The following is a 22,330-nucleotide window of genomic DNA, read 5'->3' on the forward strand; positions in this document are numbered from 1 at the left end:
GGGGTCACTTTTTAGTTGGCGTTGACAGGTAGAAGAACATCCAGGAAAACTTTTGTCCCCAAAGCAATGGACGAATAGATAATCAACGTCGTCAAAAACAGAGCTGCCGTGTTTCTCTCGCTGATCTTGGCAACTGTCCATGTGGATGCCGCAATGAATCCGATATTGTAGAGGAAGGTCCCGACTATCAGTCCCCCTTCCTTTTCACCAAAAAGCGAATACCAAGGGGCCAGCATGTAATAATTGAAAGGGCCTGGATGCGCCCAGCCAAAACGCGATGAAATACCAATCTCTTGGTCAAATTGTAACGTGTGATACATGTCTATTAAAAAAATGGCATAATCGCTTTTCCAATATAAAAGCTGATTGGGCCCAGACAGTAATGACGTCAATATTGCCACTGCCGTTGCCGCGAATATAAAAATAGTCACGTAGGTGGCATATGTCGATATATTAAACCTCGGCTCCTGATGGACGCTCATTTTTTCAGGTGTCTCCATGAATTACGGTCAGTTCAGCTTGGTCGCTCCCCGCCCTTTAAACAGTAAATGCCTTGGCGGGCGCTGTATTGATTTAAACTAAGGCCCGCAGTGACCATTGACTGTTGACGTTTGAAAGCCGCTCATGCGGAAAACTGCGTCTATTGCCGTTTTTTCTTTTGTTGCAGGCCGTTTTAAGGGCCTGCAGTAATAGTCACGGGATAAAGCCCGGTAGGCAGGGGGCTCAAAATATCCGCTCTTTGAGAACATTCCTCAAATACTGCCCGTAGCCATTCTTGATCAACGGCTGTGCAAGCTTTTCAAGCTGTGCGCTGTCAATCCAGCCTGCGCGGTAGCAGATCTCTTCAGGACAGGCGACTTTCAGGCCCTGGCGTTTTTCCAGGGTGGCGATGTACTGACCGGCTTCCAGCAGGCTGTCATGCGTGCCAGTGTCCAGCCAGGCATAGCCGCGGCCCATTATCTCAACGTGCAGCTGCTTCTGCTCCAGATACAGCATGTTGAGATCAGTAATCTCTAGCTCGCCGCGTGGAGAAGGCTTCAACTGACGAGCCAGATCCACCACCTGATTGTCGTAGAAATACAGGCCGGTGACGGCATAGTTCGATTTGGCAACCTTGGGCTTTTCTTCCAGCGACAGCACTCGACCGCTGTCGTCGAACTCGGCCACGCCATAACGTTCGGGGTCCTGTACGTGATAAGCGAACACCGAGGCTCCCGACTCACGGTTACTGGCGTTGAGCAGCAGCGACTGGAAGTCATGGCCGTAGAAAATGTTGTCGCCCAATACCAATGCCGACGCATCGTTGCCAATGAAGTCCGCACCGATGGTGAACGCTTGAGCCAGGCCGTCCGGGCTTGGCTGCACGGCATAGGACAGGTTCAGGCCCCACTGGCTGCCATCGCCCAGCAACTGGGTAAAGCGCGGCGTGTCCTGAGGTGTCGAGATGATCAAAATATCGCGGATACCGGCCAGCAACAGCGTGCACAGCGGGTAGTAGATCATCGGCTTGTCGTATACCGGCAACAACTGCTTGGAGACAGAGAGCGTGGCCGGGTGCAAACGGGTACCCGAGCCGCCAGCCAGAATGATTCCTTTACGAGCCATGAGAGTCCTTAGCGCTGAATTTCATCCAGCATGCGTTGTGCGCCTTGTTGCCAGGGCGGCATCTTCAGTTGAAAAGTGGTTTCGAGTTTACCTAAAGCCAGCCGGGAATTGTGCGGACGCGGTGCAGGCAGTGGATATGCTTCTGTAGGAATCGCGCCGATCTTGTCGGACGAGACCTTAAGCTGCACCCCGTTACGCTCGGCATGTTCCAGAACGAACCGGGCAAAGCCATGCCATGACGTTTCACCGGCTGCAGCCAGATGATAAACGCCGCGCAGCTCCGCTGAGTGCTTATCACCCAATACCCGGTGCAGCATGTGCGCTGTCACGTCGGCTATAAGCTCGGCGCCGGTCGGCGCACCGTATTGATCCGCCACCACGTTCAGGGAGTCGCGCTCGCTCGCCAGGCGCAGCATGGTCTTGGCAAAATTGTTGCCTTTCGCCGCGTACACCCAACTGGTGCGCAGAACCAGCGCCTTGGCACCACTGGCCTGAATGGCCTGCTCTCCCATCAGCTTGCTGCGGCCATAGACCGACAGTGGGCCGGTAGGTGCGTTTTCCTGCCACTGGCTATCGCCGCTGCCATCAAACACGTAGTCGGTAGAATAGTGAATCAGCCAGGCACCCAGCGCCGCAGCTTCCCGAGCCAGCACGCCAGGCGCCTCGCTGTTGATCAGCACGGCCAGATCCGGCTCGCTTTCAGCCTTGTCCACAGCGGTATAAGCTGCTGCGTTGACGATAACGTCGGGGGCCAGCTTACGAATCGTGGCGGTCAGACCCTCAAGGTCGGCAAGGTCCCCACACAGGCCATCAGCGCCCTGACGATCCAGCGCAATCACCTCACCCAGCGCTGCCAGAGAACGCTGCAACTCCCAACCAACCTGTCCGTTCTTGCCCAACAACAAAATCTTCATGCGTCGCTGACCTCATACTGTTGCACGATCCAGTCACGATAACTGCCATCCATGACACCCCCCACCCATTGCTGATTGGCCAGGTACCATTCCACCGTCTTGCGAATGCCGGTATCGAAGGTTTCCGCAGGCGTCCAGCCCAGCTCGCGCTCGATCTTGCGTGCATCAATCGCATAGCGGCGGTCATGTCCCGGGCGATCGGTCACGTAGGTAATCAGCTCAGCGTAGTTGCTGACCAGCTCGCCTGTTTTCTGATTGATGACCTGACGCGCAGCCGCGGGGGTCAGTTCATCAAGCAGCGCACAGAGGGTATGCACGATATCGATATTGGCCTTCTCGTTCCAGCCACCGATGTTGTAAGTCTCACCCAATGCACCGGCCTCCAGAACGCGGCGTATGCCGGAGCAGTGATCTTCGACATACAACCAGTCACGAATCTGCTGGCCATCGCCATAAACCGGCAGCGCCTTGCCCGCCAGCGCGTTGACAATCATCAACGGGATCAGCTTTTCCGGAAAGTGAAACGGCCCATAGTTGTTTGAGCAGTTGGTGGTCAGTACCGGCATGCCGTAGGTGTGGTGATAGGAACGCACCAAGTGATCACTGGCAGCCTTGCTGGCCGAGTAGGGGCTGTTTGGCAGGTAAGGCGTGGTTTCGGTAAACGCCGGATCATTCGCGCCAAGCGTGCCATACACCTCATCGGTGGACACATGCAGGAAGCGAAACGCAGTCTTGTCGGTTGCTTCCAGGCCATTCCAGTAAGCGCGAGCAGCCTCCAGCAACCGGAACGTACCCATCACGTTGGTTTCAACAAACGCTTCCGGACCGGTGATCGAGCGATCCACATGCGACTCTGCAGCAAAATGCACTACAGCCCGCGGCCGATGCTCGGCGAACAGCCGCGTCAGCAGCTCGGCATCACCGATGTTGCCGTGTACAAAACGATGCTGATCATTGCCTTCCAGCGACTGCAGGTTGGCCAGGTTGCCAGCGTACGTCAGCGCATCCAGGTTCAACACCGGCTCGTCATTGCGAGCGCACCACTGCCGAACGAAATTTGAACCGATGAAGCCGGCTCCGCCTGTGACTAGGATCATGATGAGGCTCTTTAGTAAATATTTGATACTGAGGGGACGAATATATTCAGCCAAAATGACGCAGACGTTCGGCAGGTAGCGTGACCTGAATAAAGGAGCGCTGCCTCAACTCTGAGTAACCGGCTCCGTATTACTGCGCAGTAAATTTAACTGCCTTTCTGTGTGTGCAAGTTGCTCCATTAACTGTTGCCGTTTTTGCTCCAGCTCGGTAATCTCTAATAGTCTTGCATCAATGTGTTGCGGTGGTGATTCGCAAAAAGTGCCATTAACGTGTTTGACGGCACAGACAGGCTCGTTTTGGCCAATCACGTGGCGTACGCCCAGTACATTTTGCTCAATCGGACGGCGGCTAATGATACACATGGAGTTAACAAACTCAACCGAATGTATCTCTGCCAGCAGCGCTTCACTCAAGTCAGAGTTAATGCCAAACGGCTGCAATGCCTGAGTTCTGCTACGGCCCAGCTCCCAATGTTCATAATTGATTATATCAGCAAGCACTTTGAAGAAAGCCATTGATGAAAAAGGATTGTAAAGTCCTCCCTCCCATTCAACCCAATAACTACAGTGTAAATCTTCTGCGACAAAAATCCCGCCCTGTTTGAGGCGCGGGAAAAGAAAGCAAAAGGTTTGAATAATATCGCTGCTGGTATGAGAGCCATCATCGATGATGATATCCAATGTCGCTGAAATGTCGGAAATGGCGGATCGGGTTTGAGTGTCTTTAATATCACCAATAATGATAGTTATCTTGTCAGAGGTGTAGGTCAGCTGTTCGCATTTGGGGTTTATATCGCATCCTATAATGCTGGTGGCGTTTGGAAAGTATTTACTCCAGATTTCAACAGAGCCTCCGTTCTGTACTCCGATCTCCAAAACTGAAACAGGTTCTGAACGTAAGCGGTTGAATAGGCGCTCATATTCAGATAGATAAATATCCCACTTGTCCGATACGAATCCTTCGTGAGTTGCATAAAGTTGTGCGAGAGACATAAAGACTATCCTTGTGTAAACCAGTGCCGTCGATTGAGCTGTTTTCAGCTTGTGAGTAGTGTAGCTGAATCCTGATCACAGCACGGATACTCATGGCATGATGAATGTTATGTTAGACCTTGCGAGGTTATAGCATAGATGAGTAGAAGACTTCGTTGGCACTAAGTGAATGATCTTGAAGTTTCATGATCTTCCTTACCTCGAGAGCGCTAAAGTTTTCGATTTTGGAACTTGTTAGTCTTCTGACGCTATGGGTGCCAAGATATTCTGGTGCTACGTTGATGAACCTTGAGTTTGATTGCAATAATACGTATTTTGGCTTTTCATGGTTGATGATCTCCATATCAAGCTCCGCAGCGCTGTGGACCAGAACAACGCGACGAAAATACATTTGAAAAAACTTGACCAAGTTGTACGCAGACGAACTTCCGAAAATCAGTATCGATTCTGAACACAGCGGTTGTGCGTTTTCGGAAATAATAATACGTCCGTTATTTGGAATGCGATTGTCATAGATGACGAACTCGGAGTGATCGTGGGGACAATCAGATAGTTGAACCTTTGGCTGCTTAGCGTGGCCGGGCAGCTTTTCTGAGAGATCACCAATCGAGTTTTTTATGGAGAACTCGATGCGGCAGTGAGTATCGAAATTCAGAACAGGTAGATGGAACCTTTCAAGAGTGTCCTTGAATATAATATAGGCTCCATAATCCGTCCAGTGAGTATCGCCTTTCCAATAGCTCAACTCCCTATGATGGATAAGCAGATTGAGAGGGTAGACAATTTTTTGATGGCCTTCAAAAAGCCTCATGAATTGGCTGGGTGTATTGTTCTCGCTCAATTCATGGGGGTAATAGTCCTGAAAAACATACTCTTTTGACGGCGCCAGCACCATAAGCCATTCGAACTTGTTAATTGTCGAAATGGATTGAATATCTGAAATGTAGGTTTTCCATTTTTCTTGATCCGAGACGGGAAATTCCAGCATTCCAGTAAACTGATCAACACTGTCATTAGAGTCATTATCAAGGAAAAGCCATTGATGTTTTCCTATCAATACTTTTTGGGGGGCCTCAAAAAAGAAGGTACCTACCCACTCAATCTTTTCCTCGAAGATGAAACCTATGTCAAAAGAAGCAACGGAAGATAACTCGGAAGCTATGATTATAGAAAATCCGCATGAGTTATCGTGTGCTCCCCCTTCGGCGTTACTGAAGAGGGCTTCAATAACATCAGGCCTCTGAGTATCAAGGTCAGCATAGTAAATCTCCCCCGAGATTTCTACAGCAAGCTTTTTTATAGGACGATGCCCGACAGCCCAACCGCTGACTTTTAAATATTCTTCAGCCAGTACTTGACTTATTTCTGCTCCAGGTTCTTCAATATTCCAGCCTTTCAACAGTTCTTTGACGGCACTTGCCTTGGACGGTACGAAGTTTAAGATTTTGTTCATGAAGTATCCTCAATGGCCGTTTAGTTTTTTCTTTATCTCCACCTTGAGATCTTCTACACGCTTCTTGCACTTTTCAAATTCAATATTGGTAATTACGGTGTCCCTGGAGACTGTATCTGAGATTGCTAATGTGTGCGACCTGTCAGTGCAGTGCAAATAATCGCCTACATAGAAATTATCTTGAAGTGACGCCCAGTCAGTGTTGTTTTCATCAAAAACTTGCAAGGTCAGATAATAATCTTCCATGAATTTCTGGTCTTCAAAGTAATGAAGGCTAGAAATATCTATTTTTGTGGTGTCCATCATGAAGCTGTGGAGGGGCGCATGATTAACGTCTAGAAATTCATGGTAGGTAAATCCATACTCATACGTCTTATTTCTTTTTATAAGCTTCTCTTTATTGGATTCATATGACGTGTCGTACACTCTGCCAAAGCTGACTGCTTTTCCAGTCACGCTCAGACGATTGACCAGATAGGAATAGGAGTTACACATCATCAGGTCATCATGGTCAAGAAAAGCGACATAGCGGGATTTCGCAGCCTGCAACCCGTCATGAAGCAGTTTTGCGCGAATATCCCCGTTATTATTTTTCGAGGAAAATTTATTTATTTTTACGCCGGTGAGGCCTTTGTACTCAAATTTAGCGCAAAGTTGTATCAGATCCTTCAGCTGGTTAGGCTTGAGGTCTTGAGCACAAATAACCGGCCTTACGATGCATGAGTGGACAGCAGAAAGACTTAACAGTGCATTTTTCAACTCAAAAATACTGTCATTCTTGTGGAATCTTATGATCGTTGTTATTTCTGGAAGTTCGGCAGTCAAAAGTGTGGACGTCTGAGTCGAAAACGCCCGTGCTTTGTGGCTTATCTTGTACGTGCCAGATTTTCTGTCATCGGGTATCAGGATGACCGAGTTCTCATACGCACTTTCTGCCGTAACTGAATCCAGTCCGTAATATTCTTGAAGCTGGTGATGGCGTCCATACTCATTAGAAATGACCACAGAATCTTTGAAAATATTATGTGTCTTCAATATTTCCGCGAGGAAAGTGTCACTGATCAAGGCCAGCTGTCGAAATTGTATTTTGCAGTCTGTTTTTTCCGGAAGATCATGTTTTACATGACATTTGAGCTCTTTCAGGATTCTGACCGCTTCGGCATTTTTTATGTAAATAGCATGTTTACAATGTTTTATGGCTTCAGCCAGATGTTTAAAAAATTTGGTGCTTACAAATTTATCAAGCTCCAGATTATTGGTAAGGTACGTAGGTAACTCGATTTCAACGATAAGCTTGGCATTGGTTCCCAAGGCAGTGGGCTTGTCATCCAGGTATTTGATTCCAGAAAGAACTCGACCTACGCTGTTCAAGTAGGCGTAACCAGAATAAGTGTCAGGCTCAAGGTGCGCGCCTTCTGCCCATTCGTTCCAAGCGTTAATAACGACCAAGTGCCTGTCTTCAGGCAAGTTGGCTTTGGTGAACGCGATAGACTGTTCCAACCATCCTTGAAATTTTTCTGGTGTACTTTCATGCACAACATACGATTCAGACCCATACCGTGCAGTGTTGTCCCACGTTGGCACGAGGCTTCTGAAGTATTCAAACTCTTTTGGAGCATCCTGTCCAGCGTAATACGCAGCGACATCACCGTAGTCTAGAACACTACCATTAACGGGCCAGTATTTTTGTAGCGAATCCTTGATTTCGGGAGCATTGCCTCCTGTCCAATCGTGAAGAACTCGTTCCAGAGCCCCGTCCATGCCATAATCTCTAGGGTCATGCGCCCCCCTGGTGAGGATCGCTGTTATATAGAGAGGTGGAATGCCATGTTGAGCACAGATTTTATTCCAGATATTTACGTACTGTTGTGGGTCGGGTATTGAGGAAGGACGGTAGATATAAAGTACGGGTCTGCCCCCGATTTTTATATATCGCTCATCTTTAAGAAACGGAATAAGGTAGTTTATAAAGTCTGTGGCATCTGACGCGCTATAATGTTGTGCTAATAGCACCTCTGCATCGTTGCCATCCCACCGTTTTGTCCAGTTTTCATTTGCCCAGCAAAAGCAGAATGGCATCTCAATGTCTTTGTTTTTCAACAGCATTTTTATAGGCTCTTCCAGAATCAACTTTCCGGAAAACCAGTAATGGTAGAAAATTTGACCGTGAACACCTGCATCATGCATTAGGCTTGCTTGTTTTTTTAGAATAGCAGGTGAGTCCAGAAGGTAGTACCCAATGTCTTCATGAGGCCTATGCTGCTGGTAGTGACCCTTGAATAATGGGTTAGACGCCTTTACTTTAGTCCACTCAGTAAAACCTTTCCCATGCCATTCGTCGTTCTCAGGAATAGGGTGGAATTGCGGCAGATAAAAAGAAAGAATTTTGACGGTGTTTTCTTTTATTTTTCCTGCGTAAGATTTTCTATGTTCATAATAAAATTTGTTATCTAGATAGTCGTTTTTGATTAGTTTAAATATTCGGCCTGGCGCTGCATAAGCGCTGATCAGTATTATTCTTTCAAGTGCATGTGCCAGTGTGCCGTCTGTAGGGATCGGTTCTTCGGGAAAGTCCTCCCAGTCAAGAGGAATATTCAAGAACGATTGGATACCTTCTTGTCGAGCCCAAAACATAGACCCTTCTGGGAACTCTGCTTTGGGGAAGTTGGAAATGTCAGTTTCCAGATGGTCGCTTAAAATATGCTTGGCTATCTCATGATTCTCGGACCACCCAGTCGGGTCCTTCATATAATAATTTTGTCCCTCTGGATAAATTATTTTTGCATCACCTTTTAATAAGGTTAGGATTTTTTTAACGTCTTCGCGTGAGCCGAGCAAAGAGCTAAGGATGTCATCTCCCCAATCTGACAGCCCTTTGGTATGTTCACTCTTTTTGGTATGAATATGGCAGATAGCATCGTAAGCTTGAAGCTCGTTACCGAACTCAATGATAAAAGGGGCAATGTCCCGACCTCGATTAGGAACATGTTTGATACTTATTTCTTTAACATTTGTTACGCTATCTGAAACTATTTTTCTAAGTTTTTTATGATCCAGTTCGTGAGGTGTTGATATAAATAAATCAAAAGCCAAAGGAATGTTGTTAAGGTGCTTACTAATGGCGCCCAGGAGGTCAGTGTAGTAAAGGTGCAGATATACTCCAATCCTCATGTCTTCTATTGACTCATTGAAGTTAATATGGCTGGAGTTTTCAAGATAGAAAGGAATCGCAGCAATACTATAATTTTCAGCCGTCTCATCCAGCGACGTTGGCCATTCATCTTGGCTAAACAGGTTTTCAATAGCCCTGAATTCTGCTTTTAAGACATTTAATTCTTGCTTTAACTTGTCAATGTAGCTTTGGTAAGAGTGAACGCGGTTCTCATTTTTTCCAAACATTTCAAAATGTTGTTTGGCGGAGGTAAATACGTGGTCATTGATGGCGCTTTCAATGTCAGGGTACATGGCGAGATACACAGAACTGTTAAAAGCTATTTTATCGCCAGGGCCACGTTCGATTATTTTAAGGGTTAGCTCTTTATCATGTATGGAGTTTTTTAAGGTGTTGATCACTTTCTTGCGTTGTTTACTGACTTTCTTAAATAGCTTATCTTGGGGGGTCTCTATTGTTTTGCCTTTGTCTTTTAGTTTTCTTTTGGCATAATCAATGTTGTAACTGGCAATTTTTTCTAGTTTCGGATTTTCGTTGCGGGCAAGCTCATAGTATTTGATGGCGTCTTTTAGTTTGCCAAGTTTGAATTTTTCGTTAGCGATTGAGAGTAGGCTCTTGTCATTCATAGAGGTTAAATTTCACATGATCGATTAGTTGGAGTGTCGGCGGTGCTTAATTTGATTATCACGCCATTGCCTGGAAGTAGCGTATTCGCGGGGAATGTTTTCTTTTGTTTTATGCTTTGGTGTATATATAGATCTTCCTTGATATATTTGTCACATTATTTTGATGATTTCCGAAAAGCGCATACAAGTAAGCATCAGGCTTTCTGCAACTTTTGACTCTCAGTGCTTTTGCGGGCAAGAATAGCTTTTATCGAGCTGCCAAGATGTCGCCATGACTGCCAATCACTGCGTTCGTAAAGGTATTTCTGTTGAAGCTCCATCATCTGGGTATCAAGGCTGGCGATCAGGCAGACGATGGTGAGTCGATCATCTCCGTCCAAGGCGTTCCAGACCCGGGTATCTATCATATTCGGCTGAGCAAAACTTAGCTCCAGTCGATCGCTACGCTCGTCCTTACTTTCTGCAAACCAACTTCTCAGTACCTCGGAAGTTTTTTCTGGAAACTCTAGGCGAGGGTGTTGATCGAATGCGTTGCCAGGTTCGCTAACAGTGGCCAGTCGATAGTCCATATCCGCCCATGAACAGTCACCCAGTTGCAGGGCTTTAAGACGAATTCCAATGCTATGGTAATCGCCTATCTCTAGAGAGTCGTACAGCTCAATCGTGTCATAACGAAGCACATTAGGCCATTCGGCCAGGATAGTTTTAAACTCGATAAGCCCATTTTTCAGGTAATCAACATCCAGCCCTTCGGGGAGCCTGCTATCCTCTGGATGGCTCAACAGATCGATGAGCCGCACTACAAGTGCTTTTATCATGTTCCAGTCAGAGGCCCCCAGCACGTTAAACACATTGTCGCTCCCGGGTGCGTCACACGCTCTGGACGCTACGCATGGAAGCTCTTTGTGTTGCGCATAGATGATGGGCCAACGCACCAGCGGTGCAGACATTGATTTATCTGCCCGTTGGATAATGATACCTACAATGCCGTTTGATAAAACTGTTCTGAAGCAAAGCTCGGAAATCAAGCGATTGTCGAGATTAACGTCAGTAAGTCGCCACTGAGCAACCTGATAGTCATCATCAATTACGGAATGAGATATTTCCAGCGTATCAAATTCCCACCATTCTGGATTGCGCTCAAGCAAGCGATTCAGACGTCTTTGCCCGGCATCAATGATGTCTTGAGCAATAAAAGAACGCTCCAGCTCTTCGTGAGCCTCGTGCAGAGCAGTCAATAGCTGCTGATTTTCTTTTTCTTTTTCATTTAGCATCGTCTGAAATTGTTGCTGTTCTATCGCGACAATATGTAACTTATGTTTAATCTCTACTTTTTGAGATTTCCATTCTGCGGCTTCAGTGTCTTCACGTTCAAGCAACGTCAATTGCTCAAAGCGCTCCTGCAGGTTATGCAATTCTGAAATGAGATCATTTACCTCGGAATCATGCTTTTTCTGTGAGAATACGGAGGCCACTTTCTGAGGCTCTTTATTTACGAGGGCATTGAGCTGTTTTTCCAGTGTCGTTTTTTCAGATATTAAGCTGGCCAACGTGGAAGATTTCGCTTCTTCGGTAAGCAATAGTCGTTCGAAGTCCTCCTGAAGTTCATGTAACTGGCTAATTAACGGAAAGCTACTATCTGTTTTCATGTGTCTGTGCCTTCTTTCCTGATTGGCTGTTGGCTCTAATTTTTTTCAAGTTTTAAAGGCGCTGCCAATTAATGGATACATATTAAATGCGTGCCCTTTTGGTACGCTACCGCCCCAGGATTTATCGTTCTTTCCTGACGACATTTAAAAACAAGCCCTTCTGCTCAGGGCCTGTATGTTTAATATAAAGCAGTTTGATGCTTTATATTTTTTAACTTTATAAGCCCACGTTAAAAGGCTGTTATGTTTTGTTCAGGCTTTCCCGTTGGAGAAAGCCGACCAATAGTAGCGTTCGTTCTTCGTGGCTCTTGGCAGATAAAATATCGCTTATTTCACTGCCGCGATTATCCAACGGGGCAGAGTCTTTTTCCGAGTGCGATGAGTGAGAATAATTTAGAGACTCTGCTCGCGTCTTTATATCCTGAATTATCTCATTTCTTACAGCGTGGGCACGTCCGCCGAATTTGACGATAGTCAAAATACCTTTGGTTGAGCGTACAGGTGCCCAATTGTCGCTCGCACTTAGGTGTATGAATAGATAACCTGGGAATAAAGGCGAGTTGTGTTTAGTATTTACGCTTCTGCTTTCGCTTGAGGCATTTATTGTTGGCCTGAAGTTGGCATAGCCTTGAGCAGTAAGGTTTTCTTCTGCGCGGCTATCTTGTCCTGATTTACATTGAACTAAATACCATTCTTTTTTAGGTTCCTCTTCCAGCAGCGAACGTTTAGGCTTCTCGGAAAAGAGGCCTAGTGATTCGCTATCCGTAGCGCGTTGATCCCTCAAATATGCGTAGCTCATAGAGCTTGTTTTTGAGTTCATTTTACTCGCCAGTTACCTTTGGATCGTTAGCTGCATGGTACATATACTACGCAATTTGTGTGTTCACTACTTTTTGGAGCCCGATGAACCATAACAGCGTCCCTTTTTGAGTCACTCCTTGGCGGCATCGCCAACCTCCCATAAGGCCCACTCAGATAATCCAGACTCAGCGCCGGATGATAATACGGATCGCTTTGGCCAGATTGGGACCAGCGTTCGATAAAGCCTTGTTGTTCGCGTTGCCCGCGGGCGCGCTTTTCCGGAGTCTGATCTTTGCCGCGGCTGGCGGATTCGGCATGGATGAGTTCTGCGAAGGCCGTCCATATGAGGTTCAAGCCTTGTTGGCGAATACGCAGGCACAAATCCACGTCATTGAACGCCACCGGGAAAGCCTGTTCATCCAGCCCCTCAAGCTCGTCGAAGACCGATTTGCGCAACAGCAGGCATGCGGCCGTCACAGCGCTTTGGCGGCGGGTGATCTGATTCATGCCCAGGTAGCCGGGGTCGCGTTGTTCCAGGTTGTTGCCGGTGTGTGCGGCCAGGCCATTGACGCCAACTACCACGCCGCCGTGTTGCACCATGCGGTTGGGCCACAGCAGTTTGGCCCCCACTGCGCCGACATTTGGGCGCACTAGCTGGCTGACCATTTCCTTGAGCCAGCCTGCTTCGATGATTTCAATGTCGTTATTGATTAGGCCTATCAGCTCGCCTGTGGCATGAGTGACGGCGTAGTTGTTGATCGCTGAGTAGTTGAACGGGTGAGGGTAGGGCAGAACCCTTACACCGCGCTCAGACAATTGCTCCAGATAAGTAAGGGTCTGCGGATCGCTGGACTGGTTGTCGACAACGATGATTTCCAGCTCCGGGTAATCGGTCGCGGTCAGTAGCCCTTCGATACAGGCACGCAGCAGTCCCAACTGGTCTCGGGTTGGAACAATCAGGCTGACGCGGGGCAGGGTGGTCGGTAATGGCCACTGCGTGCGCAGCAGTGCCGGGAAGTTCGGCACTTGCGTGACGTCTGCACCCGGTGCAAGGCGTTCGCTCAGCCAGGCAATCGCGTTCAGGCGTGGGCTTGAGGGCTCTGCCTGTTCCGGGCTGGCCGGTGCGAACTGGCTGCGGTGGTAGAGCACCTGTGGCAAATGGGCTACCGTGGCCTGGCTGGTTTCAGTGGCCAGGGCGATGGCTGCGCTCAGGTGATGCCAATCGAGGGTTTGCGGGGCGTCGGTTGCAGGTAACAAGGCCAGTGCCTTGTCGATGATCGCAGCGCCGAAGATTGCACCGGGGGTGAATATATCCGCGCCGATGAACAGGTCGAGATCCCACACGGGCTTCATCCACGGCAGGCTGCGCTCGCCTTGCGGGCCATCCCGATCACAATCGGCATAACCCCAGGCGCTGCCATCTGCAAGCAGTGCGCCGAGGTGTTGCAGCGCGTAGGGGCCAAGATGATCACCGGCCACTAGCGGAACCACGGCGTCGCAGCCCGCCTCCAGCAATTGCTTAAGCGCAGGTAGCACGTCGCTCGGCGCTGCCTTGGCAAGCTGATGAGGCGCTGTTGGCTGGTTTTTCAGGCTGGCGAGGCTGGCAGCTTCCAGCGTGGCGTCGCCCTGACTGATCAACAGCAGGCCGATTCTGCACTGCGGTGTCTGATCGTCTTTCGGTGCCGCAGGCCGGAAGCGTTCAAACCATTCCGGGTAATGATGAAAGCCCGCGCTTTTCGGCAGGCGCAGTGCTTGGTCCGCTGCAACCTGGGTCAGCAATTCCAGATTTTGCTCGGTGGGTGCGCGGTCATGCTGTTTAAGCAAACCCTCCAGCCCGTCGTGCCAGCAGCATAGGGTTATCGGGCTGCCGGAAAGCGTATGTCCGAGATCGTTTTCGATGTCCAGCGTATGCAGTTTGCCGTCGGCCAGTTCCCAAGGCAGATCAAAACTGAAGCCGTGGTCGCTGGTGGCGCGATAAACCAGTGCCTGGTGATGGGTATCGCAAGTAACCTGGCCAAGTACCCGGCTGCCTTCACGGACTGTGATTTGCACATGACGCTGCGGCGCGTCCGGGTCCCATGACCAGCCGCCGATACGCAACCCGCCGCTGTGCCAGACCTGAGACGCGATCGGTGCGGGCTCTTTGCTGGGCGTGGTGGGCAGCTGCAAGTCACCGGCAAGCCAGCAATCGCTATTGGCCACTCGGGCGCTGATGTGTTTTGCATCCTCCAGCCAGCTTTGGCGCAGTTGTACACCAAAGCCGTGGAATTGATCACCCGCATCGGCATTGGGATGAAACTGGTCGGCTCGTACCAACGAGACGCAGGCACCATCGATGTAAACTTCAACGACCAGACGCTCATCCGGCTGCAGGGTGTCCAGCGCCCAGCCTTGAAGCACGTCGCCATACAGTCCGGTAATGGTGCCACTGAAGCAGGCAGTGCTGACGGGCTGGCCGGTTGGGTCGGATTCACCCAAAATTTGTTCTGACATCATGCCCGACTCATTGAAATAGGTAATGTGTTGATCGGTAATGCTCCAGCTTCCTGGGCGACCGGTCCTGGTACTGCGTACAGCGGCAGACCCAGTTCGGCGGCCAGATCCGCAGCGCGCCACGATGCGCCGGGGTTCTGTTCCAGGCTCAGCGCGGCGGTACATCCGGCGATCAGGACGCAGTCGGCCAGGCTCAGGCCTTGCGCGTTGGGTAACGCATGAATTGCGCCAGTGGCGAGCAGCGGTTTAACCCATGGATTGTCACCCGGAACCAGCACCACCAACGGCAGTTTTTCGCGTGTGATGCGTCTGCCCAGTTCCAGCCATTGCTCGGCAATGTCGGCACCTGAAAGGCTGTCGGCAATCAGCAGGGTGCTCGGCGCAGTGTCGTTTGTTGCCAGCTTTTGCGGCTCTGGCCCTATCAGAATATTGGCCTGTGGCAGAACGGCGGCGTAACGCTCGCGCAGGGCTCGCCATGGCAACTGGATGCTCTGCGCCTTGCGCGCGAAATCTTCCTGCTTGCAGTGGCTGTCTGGCTTGAGCAGCTCGTCGTCACGACAGATGATTCGGTAAGGCTTCTCAAGCTGTGCAGCCAATGCGTACAACTCGACCGGGCAGTTGGCAAGATTTTGATAGATCAGCTCGTCCACCGGCAGGCTGCGCAGGTCTTCCAGCAGTTGCTGGTTGTCGGCAGGTAACTGGTAATCGAGGCTGAAGGCCAGCGGTAAAACGCTGGCGTGCAAGGTAGCCTGCGCATGCTGGCCCTTGTTACGCCAAGTCAGGCTGAACGGGGCTTGCGGCGCTATACGGTTACCGATGTGCAGTTGTTTCAGTTGCGGCGTCGACAGTTGTTCTGCCAGTTGCGCAACGCGCGCGCTGCAAGGCCTGGCGCGCTGGCCTGATCGGGTCGCGAAGGCAAAAGTTGTCATAGCGCGATGAGGCGTCCGGATAGCGACGCTTGAGAATGGCGTTGTTGTGCGCCACTCGCAGCGCTTTTTCAGCGCCGAATGAAATTCCGCCCTGATGCGCGACGAACACATTGGGCGCCCCTACATGACTCCAGCCCAGGCCGCGTGCACGCAGGCACCAGTCAGTTTCTTCACCGTAACCGCGTAATAGCTCGACTTCATCCAGATAGCCAACGCTGTTCAGAGCCTCGCGCTTGAGATACAGGCAAAAGCCACAGCCGGTTTCGATCTCCATGGCCGGGCTGTCAGTCAGCCGGGCCAGGTCATCCAGTCGGGCTTGTTCTGGTGCGCTGGGCATCGGGTGGCTGAAACGGCTTTCTGGAAAGCTCATCAGTTCACCGTTATTGGTGAACGGTGTGACCGAGGCGATGGCTTCATCGCTGTACGCTACGTTGCGCAGACGGTCCAGCCAATCGCCATGCACACGGGTATCGGCATTCAGCCAGACCACATCCTGCCGCGGGCTCAGTGCCATCGCACGGTTCATGCTACGGATGAAGCCCAGGTTGATAGGGTTCTGTACCAGCGTAATCTTGCCTTTGCCCGCCAGCACCTTGAGGGCTTTGCGCAGCGCGGGAACCGGCGTTGCGTCTTCGATGACCACCAGCCTATGGGGCGTGCGATTGAGTTTGCGTGCCTCAAGTGCGCTATTAATGCACTCAAGGGTTTCTGCCAGCCCGTCGTAGACAGGAATGAGTACGTCCACCGGCTGTTTGTCGCCCACCTTCAACGTCGCGGGCGGTGCCACGAATGTCGGCATCGCCGAGACGGGGCTGCCCAGCAGCGCGGTGCCATTATCGAAGCGCACCTGCACTGACGGCGTGGCGTTGGGCACCTTGATGCGAATACCACCATGAGTGGCAGGCAACCCGGCGGCGGTCAGCAAAGGGTGCGGCGCGCTGGCGAGCATGTTGATCAGTTGACCATTGGCTTCCAGTTGCAACGAGGCAGGTGTGTGCACGTTGTTCAGGTCGATTGCCCAGCCGTGAATTTCCTGCGCGTCAGGCAGGTAGCGGACCACACCTATTGTGCCGGGCAATCCGGTTTGCGCGGCCAGCAGGCGGAGCACGAAAGCCAGCTCGTTGGCAGCGGTGATGTCAGGCAGGTGAGCCAGAATGATGCGGCGCAGGTCTTCAGGCACCTCTGACTGGCTACGCGCCTGCCAGAGCATCATGCGCAGCGATGGGTCCTCAGGCATTTTTTGCCAGGCGCTGGTCAGATAGAGGTTGGCAAGTGACGAGTGGCCCGCGGCAATGATGCTACGCCCAAGCAAGGCATGAGTGTCTGCACGCAAATGAAAGGCGTGGGCGGCGTTGAGCAAATAAATAAAGGCAAGCTTTGGGTCCTGCGGCAGGGCCTCGATACCTTTCCAGACAAGTGCTTCCGGACGGTATTCAGGGGTTTGCAGCGCACACTCGAGTGCCATGGCGGCAAGGCCACGCTCATCGGCCTGGCGATGGCGATGGAACGTATCCATGAGCGTTTCTCGCCCACGGTCGAGGTGTCTGGACATAAGCTGGCGTGTTCACTTTAAAAATAAAAGAGGGGCGACCCGAAAGTCGCCCCTTTTTGCATACGACCCGACCTTGCGGCCGGGTGTATTTGTAACAACGACGGGGCTGGTTACACCGCGCCGTGCAGCACGATAACGTTGTCGTTATGTGCGATTGCTTCCTGCGAACCAACGATGCCGATAGCAACGTCAGCGTGGGTGCCGCCGTTGTTCAGAACGTTAATCCAGCCGGCTTTGCCTGGTGCATCAGCAGCACGACCGGTAGCTGTCAGGTACAGATTGTCGACGAAATCGCTATCTGCCTTCAGTGCAGCTTCTTGCGAACCTACGATGCCTTGAGCCACTTCTGCAAGGCTGGTGCCGTTGAACAGCAGGGAAACCCAGCCATCAAGATCGTTTTGGTCAGCGCTACGACCCAATGCAGCGGTATACAGGTCGCGAACGAAGTCACCGTTCGACTGATCGAAGCGTTGTGCTTCAACAGAGCCTGCGATGCCAGCCGCTACGTCAGCCAGGGAGCTGCCGTTAGCCAGCAATGCCTGCCAGCCAGCCAGCCCACTTTCGTCTGCACCAGCGGTACGGCCGAGCAGCTCGTTGTACAGGGTGTTGATAGGTGCAACGGCAGAAGCGCCGATGAACTCGGCGGAGTTCAGGAAGCTGTTGGCGAGATCGGTCAACGATGTGCCGGAATTCGCTGCGGCTGCGAAGCCTTGAGCGCCACCCAGATCTGCGTCACGACCCAGCAGTCCTTCAAACAGACGCAGAGCCGAAGCTTCAGTCTCGTTCTGTGCCAGGACAACAGTTTCAACAGCGCTGGTAGTCGTGTTGACGAAAGTCAGGAACTCAGCGCCAGTGATCGATGCAGCTTGTGCACCGGTCAGGTTGACGTTGAAGTTGTTGCCAGTGCTGAAGCTGTAGTCAGCAACCGAACCGTCCAGCTGTACAACGTCGAAGCCTGCGCCAGCATTGACGACGTCTGCGTGGTTGGTGCCACTCAGAACGATGGTGTCATTACCGCTGCCGGTGATGATGTTGTTGTTGTTGTTGTTGTTGTTGTTGTTGTTGTTGTTGTTGTTGTTGTTGTTGTTGTTGTTGTTGTTGTTGCCAGCACCAGCGATAACAGTGTTGTTACCGTTGCCAGTGATGATGGTGTCGTTGCCAGCACCAGCGTCGATGTAGTTGTTCTGATCGCCATTGACGATGATTACGTCGTCGCCCGAACCAGTGGTCAGCAGGAACTGAGTGGTAGCAGAAGCATCAGCAGAAACAGCAACGCGAGCCAGCGAGGAAACGTCGGCAGCAGCATCAGTAGCGAGGGTCGGAGTGATGTTGACGCTCAGGTTGGCCTGGCTGTCCAGAATGATTGCCTTGGCAGCAGCCACTTCAGCGGTAACATTCAGGGTAACGAGGTCGCCACGTGCACCAGCGATGGTGCCGGTGATAACGTCGGTAGTACCGGTTTGACCAGTAGGGACTTCCAGGCGGTTCACGCCTTCCCAGCTAGCCAGGTTTACAGTGGAAGCGCTGTCCAGAGCCAGCAGAGTGCTGATTGCGGCAGTGGTGCTGTCGGTCAGGCTGGTAGCGGTCAAGAACGAGCTGAACTCGGTTGCGGTTACCGGGGCATCTTATTGCATGGGAAATTCCTGTTACTTCAAGCCTTCTGGCCTGTGCTACTGATTTTCTGCGTCAATGCAGAGTTTTCCCACGGAGACTTATAGCGGGCAGCGTTCATCTTCGTAGCGGGTGCGATGCAAATGTGTAACGCCACCAGGGGCTCTTTGCCAGTGGGGCCGTACATCATCTGGTTGGCAACGATGACCTGCGGCGCAGCGCCGCGGAATACAAGGTGGCCAGACAATTCGTAAAAATGCTGATTGGGTCCTACCAGGCTGAAACCTGCCGAGACCAGAGGCAAAGACTTGCCACGAGTGCCGGTGAAGGCGCCTGTAGCGACATTTGGGCTAGGGCCTGAACCGGCCACTGTGCTGGTGTAGACCAGATCCACGCCTGCTGGCTTTTCGCCCCATAGAATGGAAAAACCTTCAAGGCGTCTGGAGCCGTCAGGCTCACCCGCCCAGCCTTCCGTAGACACCACGTCACCTTCACCCTGCAGGTGCGCAACCAGCTTCAGCGCAACAGGCATTGGGCTTGATGAAATCGCCGCGCTCGGCTCTGCGGTCGCAACGATAGCGAAATTGCGCATGATGGCAGTGGAGGTGTCGATTCGGTCGATACGCAAGTCGATGGGATCGATGACTGCGTCGAACATATGGTATTCGGTAATCAGAACGGTAGTGGTACCGCCTTTAACGCGTGCAACTATGGTGTCACCAAGCCGGGTCAGCATGTTCTTGCTGACGCCTTCAGCCGGGAAGAAATCAATGGAGCCCTTACCAAGCGGTGCTTGCTGCAGTGCAATGCACACAGGTTTGTCCGCGGGCGGCTGCGAGGCATAGCGGAAAATATACATTCCCGGCTCGAGCAGCGTGACGCGAGAGCTGATCTTTAGTCCATCAAGTTCTGGAGACTGCACCCAACAAGCTTCCTTCTTATCCAGAGCGGCTATACCGTTAGTCCTTTTACAAGGCTGATAACACGCTACCCGGGCACTACTACATAGGATTGGTGGCTCTGTGCTGGCCAGATTGCGAGATTAGTCCTTTGGTAGGAAAAGTCAATTTGAATCAGATGAATTTTCGTCGCTGATTGTGGGAAATTTCTGACGCTTAGATGCCACCCAAAGGTGCAGCAGCTTGATCGATAGGTAGCGGAATGCCTTAGATTTTTTGGATCTTTTCATATGCTCGATCAGACTGATTCAAGATGTGTCCGTGCCTTTCAGAGGCTGCAAAGGGTGGACGGCTTTATTCAGTCAGTCATATGTCGCTTCAAGCGGTTCTCGATAATGGGATCGTTCTACAATCCTCGGCGCAGCTGGACATGAATCGTTCCAGCCTGAAACTGCACCGCTTGGGTGCATTTATATAGGCTTTATCAAAGGGCAACTTATAAAGTCGCCAAGGCACTATTGCCTGCATGACAGTTTCTACAATGCACACTTTTATTTGTTTTGCTTGTTAAAAAATTGAACTTTCGGTAAATGTATAGGTATCCGGCAATTGAGTGTCGAGGGCTGTTGCACCTTGACGCTTAAGAAACCTTCACTTGTATCTGGCTGCATTTTGCGTATTTTGATGGCGCTTTAATGCTGAGTTGCGCCAAAAGCAGGTGCTACACTGCCGCGCGTTTACCGTTTTCTCATCAGTACGGATTCTATGAGTCGCTCACACGAAAATAATTTGCAGGTAGCCCTCAAGGCTTGCAAAGGCAGCTTTATCTCAGTCGGTTTCTTCAGTCTGTTTGTAAACGCCTTGATGCTGGTCCCTACGCTTTACATGATTCAGATCTCTGGGCGGGTGGTGCCCAGCAGTAGCGTTCCAACCTTAATCATGTTGACCTTGATCCTGACCGTGCTGATGATCACCATGGGCGCGCTTGAGTGGGTTCGCTCCAGAATCATGGTCCGTATCAGCAATCGGCTAGACATCCTGCTCAGTCGAGACGTTTATCGCGCCAGCTTCAGAAAAGCGTTGAGAAGCGGTGGTGCTGATGCGTCTGCCCAGTCGCTGAACGATCTTACTTCACTACGGCAATTCCTTACCGGTAATGGCCTTTTCGCTTTTTTCGACGCGCCTTGGCTGCCTATTTACACCGCCGTGATGTTCCTGTTTCACCCTTGGTTTGGCTGGATGACGGTCGGTTCTGCAATTGTCCTCATAATACTTGCTTATCTGAACCACCGTTTCACCGGTAAGGCGCTGGCAGAAGCGAATCAGCAGAGCATGGTTGCCAATCTCGTAACCACCAAAAACCTTCGTAACGCGGAAGTCATTGAGTCGATGGGGATGCTTGACACCTTGATGGCTCGCTGGGGTGTGCGCCAGCGCAGGGTGCTGGTGCTGCAGTCTGACGCAAGTGACAAGGGCGGCATAGTTACCTCGATATCAAAGACCTTCAGGAGTTGGTCGCAGTCGATCATGTTGGCCTTGGGGGCTTATCTAGTCATCACTCATCAAATGAATCCTGGTTTGATGATGGCAGGCTCATTGCTGTTGGGGCGTGCCCTCTCTCCCGTCGATCAGATTATTGGGAGCTGGAAAGGCTTTGTGGCTGCGCGCGTGCAGTACAACCGCTTGAACGAGACGCTCGAAAAGCTGCATGCCGAGCCTGACCGTATGTCACTCCCTGATCCTGAAGGACACATTCAGGTTGAAAATCTGGTGGTCTCACCTCCTAACGCAAAAACTCCGGTGATCCGCAACATCAGCTTTGTTACGCCAGCAGGCACCATCGTCGGTATTGTCGGCCCCAGTGCCGCGGGCAAGTCGACACTGGTCAGGGCTCTGCTCGGCATCTGGCCTGCACAGCACGGTACGGTGCGCCTGGACGGTGCCGACATCAGTGCCTGGGACAAACAGAAGCTGGGCCCGCACCTGGGTTATCTGCCGCAGGACATCGAACTGTTTGAGGGCAGCATCAGCGACAACATCGCCCGGTTCACCAAGGTGGACCCCGAGAAGGTCGTTCTGGCTGCGCGAACCGCTGGTGTGCATGAAATGATCCTGCAACTGCCCGACGGCTACGACACCGTTATTGGCGGTGACGGCGCGAATCTGTCTGGCGGGCAACGTCAACGCATCGGTCTGGCTCGCGCGCTCTATGGCAGCCCACGATTGATTGTGCTCGATGAGCCCAACTCCAATCTTGATGAGGTTGGCGAGCGCGCGTTGAGTGTCGCCCTGCAACTGATCAAAGAGTCAGGTGCCACAGTATTCATCGTTTCCCACCGCCCGAATATTCTGTCGCGGCTTGACCGGGTCATGGTCATGAACGCTGGCACCATCACCCTGTACGGTGCGCGTGACCAGGTCATTGCCGAGCTGGCACAGCAACAGGCCAAGGCTCAGCAGGCTCAGCAGCGAGTGGCTCCGGCAGCCACCGGTGTTGCCCCGGCGCAACCTGCGCAACCTGGCGCGTGAAAGGAAT

Annotated in this window: 13 protein-coding genes and 1 pseudogene; 1 reads left to right on the plus strand and 13 read right to left on the minus strand. The window is 51.3% G+C overall.

Annotated elements, in window-relative coordinates; genetic code table 11:
- Positions 1 to 11 precede the first annotated feature (11 nt).
- The 13 genes and pseudogenes from FFH21_RS04980 to FFH21_RS05040 all read right to left on the minus strand — a co-directional run bounded on the left by FFH21_RS04980 (position 12) and on the right by FFH21_RS05040 (position 19,754).
- A complete protein-coding gene (locus FFH21_RS04980) occupies positions 12 to 500 on the minus strand; it encodes a hypothetical protein (RefSeq protein WP_230383611.1) in 489 nt (162 codons plus the stop codon).
- Between the two features lie 223 nt (positions 501 to 723).
- Complete coding sequence (gene rfbA, locus FFH21_RS04985) at positions 724 to 1,605, minus strand: glucose-1-phosphate thymidylyltransferase RfbA (protein WP_011167821.1); 882 nt, start codon at positions 1,603 to 1,605, stop codon at positions 724 to 726.
- A gap of 8 nt (positions 1,606 to 1,613) precedes the next feature.
- Positions 1,614 to 2,519, minus strand: a complete 906-nt coding sequence (gene rfbD / locus FFH21_RS04990; protein ID WP_011167822.1) for a dTDP-4-dehydrorhamnose reductase — start codon at positions 2,517 to 2,519, stop codon at positions 1,614 to 1,616.
- Positions 2,516 to 3,616: a dTDP-glucose 4,6-dehydratase gene (gene rfbB / locus FFH21_RS04995; RefSeq protein WP_011167823.1), complete on the minus strand. Its 1,101-nt coding sequence runs from the start codon at positions 3,614 to 3,616 to the stop codon at positions 2,516 to 2,518. The genes rfbD and rfbB overlap by 4 nt, the downstream gene beginning before the upstream one ends.
- Positions 3,617 to 3,721: 105 nt before the next feature.
- On the minus strand, positions 3,722 to 4,609 hold the full coding sequence (locus FFH21_RS05000; protein ID WP_011167824.1) for a class I SAM-dependent methyltransferase: 888 nt from the start codon (positions 4,607 to 4,609) through the stop codon (positions 3,722 to 3,724).
- Between the two features lie 127 nt (positions 4,610 to 4,736).
- Entirely contained in the window at positions 4,737 to 6,062 is a 1,326-nt protein-coding gene (locus tag FFH21_RS05005) for a hypothetical protein (protein WP_011167825.1), read from the minus strand.
- 9 nt (positions 6,063 to 6,071) lie between these two features.
- Positions 6,072 to 9,860: a glycoside hydrolase family 99-like domain-containing protein gene (locus FFH21_RS05010; protein ID WP_011167826.1), complete on the minus strand. Its 3,789-nt coding sequence runs from the start codon at positions 9,858 to 9,860 to the stop codon at positions 6,072 to 6,074.
- Between the two features lie 194 nt (positions 9,861 to 10,054).
- A complete protein-coding gene (locus tag FFH21_RS05015) occupies positions 10,055 to 11,509 on the minus strand; it encodes a hypothetical protein (RefSeq protein WP_011167827.1) in 1,455 nt (484 codons plus the stop codon).
- 241 nt (positions 11,510 to 11,750) lie between these two features.
- Entirely contained in the window at positions 11,751 to 12,329 is a 579-nt protein-coding gene (locus FFH21_RS05020; RefSeq protein WP_011167828.1) for a transcriptional activator RfaH, read from the minus strand.
- Between the two features lie 26 nt (positions 12,330 to 12,355).
- A complete protein-coding gene (locus FFH21_RS05025; RefSeq protein WP_230383612.1) occupies positions 12,356 to 14,803 on the minus strand; it encodes a glycosyltransferase in 2,448 nt (815 codons plus the stop codon).
- Positions 14,803 to 17,248: pseudogene (locus tag FFH21_RS05030) on the minus strand (glycosyltransferase family 2 protein). Before FFH21_RS05030 ends, FFH21_RS05025 begins: the two are co-directional and overlap by 1 nt.
- A 146-nt stretch (positions 17,249 to 17,394) precedes the next feature.
- Positions 17,395 to 18,873 carry a DUF4214 domain-containing protein gene (locus tag FFH21_RS05035; protein ID WP_256667934.1) on the minus strand — a complete coding sequence of 493 codons (1,479 nt, stop codon included), beginning with the start codon at positions 18,871 to 18,873 and terminating at the stop codon, positions 17,395 to 17,397.
- 62 nt (positions 18,874 to 18,935) lie between these two features.
- Positions 18,936 to 19,754, minus strand: coding sequence for a hypothetical protein (locus tag FFH21_RS05040; RefSeq protein WP_019741939.1), 819 nt, complete (start codon positions 19,752 to 19,754; stop codon positions 18,936 to 18,938).
- An 805-nt stretch (positions 19,755 to 20,559) separates the two neighbouring features.
- Between FFH21_RS05040 and FFH21_RS05045 the strand changes: the two genes are divergently transcribed.
- Positions 20,560 to 22,323 (plus strand): type I secretion system permease/ATPase, encoded by a 1,764-nt coding sequence (locus FFH21_RS05045; protein ID WP_011167834.1) that lies wholly within the window; start codon positions 20,560 to 20,562, stop codon positions 22,321 to 22,323.
- Positions 22,324 to 22,330: the final 7 nt, after the last annotated feature.

The organism is Pseudomonas sp. KBS0707 (genome assembly GCF_005937945.2).
Classification (GTDB): Bacteria; Pseudomonadota; Gammaproteobacteria; order Pseudomonadales; family Pseudomonadaceae; genus Aquipseudomonas; species Aquipseudomonas amygdali.